This window comes from Acidimicrobiia bacterium (assembly GCA_029210695.1).
GTDB lineage: Bacteria > Actinomycetota > Acidimicrobiia > Spongiisociales > JAHEDJ01 > JAHEDJ01.
Window position 1 is genome coordinate 1 of record JARGFH010000141.1, and the last position, 2,069, is coordinate 2,069.

A 2,069-nucleotide genomic window follows, 5' to 3' on the forward strand; every position below is an offset into this window, starting at 1 on the left:
TGGCGTTGGACTCGGTAGGTCGGGTGCGATGTTGGCGCCTCGGATCGGGTCGGTTGTTGGTCGTCGGCTCGCTGCCACTGCCCCTCATCGATGTCCAGCACCGGCTGAGCGGACACGTCGATGAGGGAAGCGGCCAGCGGGGTTGCTGCTGCTGGTAGGGCTCGCATCGGTCCGAGGGTGGCTACAGCGAGGGTGATGGCGGCGACGAGTTGAGCGACGGCTGGCTGGAGCCCGGGCAGGACGGGGAGCCGGCGTGCGGTGTGGCCTCGGAGCGCGGCGACAGTCTCGACGGTGAGGACGATGGCAAGCTGCACCCAGATGACCCAGACCACGACGGCCAGCGTGTTGATGATCAGGTTGGGGTCGATGCCGCTGCGCAGGGCGAGCTGGATCTGGTCGAAGCTGGGGATGCTGGTGGGTAGGGGCCAGCCGACGTAGACGGTCAGCCCGGCCGGGACGGCGATGGTGAAGAGTGCGAGGGCGATGAGGGCGGCGAGCCCGCTGATGGCGTGTTTGGCGTGTCGCATCATGGCTCCTCGGTGATGGCCGCGGCGGTCTCGGTTGCGGTGACGGTGATGGGGCCGGTGGGAAGCAGTACTGGGTCGACGGTGAGTTCGACGGTCACGGTGATGGTGTCGTCGGCGACGGTGACCTCGCTGGCGGCGTGCCCGAGCTCTGTCAGGTAGTCGCGGGCTTCTTGCTCTGCGGCGCCGGGGAGTAGCCGGACGGTACCGTCGGTGCGGAGGGTGTCGAGGTCGATGGCCTGGGCTCCGGCTCGGGCGGCGTTGTCGGCGAGGTTGCTGGCCTCTCGGAGCGTGTTGACCTTGCGGCCGCCGTCGACGACGAGTCCGGCTGCGGCGAGGAGGGCGAGGGCGAGCACAGCCAGGAAGGTGGAGACCGCTCCCCTCTCGTTGTGGAGTCGACGGGTCATGGTGTCGCCTCCTGATTGGCCCGGTAGGCGTCGATGATCTCGACCGCCGTCGATGAGAACGTGCGACTCCCGGGAACGGCGAGCATGGCCAGGTCGGCGAAGTCGGCGTCGCAGCTGACGGTCACGGCGACCCTTCCCCCCGCCGTGAAGTCGGAGGTGTCGATGGTTACCTCGATCTGCCGGCAGCTCACTGTGGCTGCGGCGAGGTTCGCCGAGACGGTGGTGGCGGCGGCTTCGTCGGCGGCCTGTGGGCCGGCGGTGAGGGAGGCGGCACGGGCGGCTTCTTGGGCGGCGTTGGCTACGTCACCTTCGGCTTGGGTGACCCGACCGGCGAACACGACCAGCAGTACGAACCCGATCAGCAACGGGGTGAGCACGGCCAGTTCGGTCGAGACGGCGCCGTCTTGGCGGGAAGGGTGGCGGATCATCGGTCGGGCTCTTCAGGAATGAAGCGTTCGACCGGGCCGGACGCATGCGCGGCGACCTGCCAGTCGAGGCCAGGGATGATGCGTGGTGCTCGTCCGGTCACAGCAACGGTGACCGTGTCGGTGGTTCTGGTGACCGATACGTCCGGGTCGGTGAGGTTGCCGGCGGCGTCGAGGAACCACTCGGCTGCGCGTATGCCGTCTTCTTCGGTGGCCGTGATTACTTGGGCGGCGTCGAGTCCTTCGCGGGCGGCGGCTTCGGCGACCTGGCGAGCGTGCCACCAGAGAGCGATCTGGAATGGGACGAGGACGAGGGCGATGATCACCGGCATGACCACGGCCAGTTCGGTCGAGGTCAGCCCGCGTTCGGTTCTGTGCGGTCCGGTCACCGTCATGTCCATATCCCGTTCAGGGTGTGGGTGGGGTGACGTTGTCGGGGATCGCTTCGGCGTTTGACCGCATCTTGGCGATCAGAATCACACCGGCGGCGATGGCGATGGCGACCAGCACGCCGGTGAGCACGGCGGCCTCGGTCGACATCGCTCCCTTCTCGTCCTGGATGTCGATCCCGAGACGGGTCAGCCCGACCTCCACGAGGAGGCGGGCGTAGTCGATGTAGGCGGTCATGGATGGTGCTCCCTTCGCTGTGTGATGTGGTTCCTCCGCTGGTGGAAGGTGTCGTGGTTGGGTGTCATGGGATCGTTCCGGGGGTG

At 67.8% G+C, this 2,069-nt stretch carries 5 protein-coding genes; all 5 read right to left on the minus strand.

Features of this window, described 5'->3' with window-relative positions; genetic code table 11:
- Window positions 1-530: hypothetical protein (locus P1T08_18750; protein MDF1598113.1), on the minus strand; the 530-nt coding region annotated here is incomplete at its 3' end.
- Window positions 527-931, minus strand: coding sequence for a pilus assembly protein TadG-related protein (locus P1T08_18755; GenBank protein MDF1598114.1), 405 nt, complete (start codon window positions 929-931; stop codon window positions 527-529). The genes P1T08_18755 and P1T08_18750, both read right to left, overlap by 4 nt.
- Window positions 928-1,359, minus strand: a complete 432-nt coding sequence (locus P1T08_18760; GenBank protein ID MDF1598115.1) for a TadE/TadG family type IV pilus assembly protein — start codon at window positions 1,357-1,359, stop codon at window positions 928-930. Before P1T08_18760 ends, P1T08_18755 begins: the two co-directional genes overlap by 4 nt.
- Window positions 1,356-1,757 carry a pilus assembly protein gene (locus tag P1T08_18765; GenBank protein ID MDF1598116.1) on the minus strand — a complete coding sequence of 134 codons (402 nt, stop codon included), beginning with the start codon at window positions 1,755-1,757 and terminating at the stop codon, window positions 1,356-1,358. The genes P1T08_18760 and P1T08_18765 overlap by 4 nt, the downstream gene beginning before the upstream one ends.
- Window positions 1,758-1,764: 7 nt before the next feature.
- The gene (locus tag P1T08_18770; protein ID MDF1598117.1) at window positions 1,765-1,983 is read right to left on the minus strand and encodes a hypothetical protein; all 219 of its coding nucleotides are present in this window, start codon (window positions 1,981-1,983) and stop codon (window positions 1,765-1,767) included.
- Window positions 1,984-2,069 lie beyond the last annotated feature (86 nt).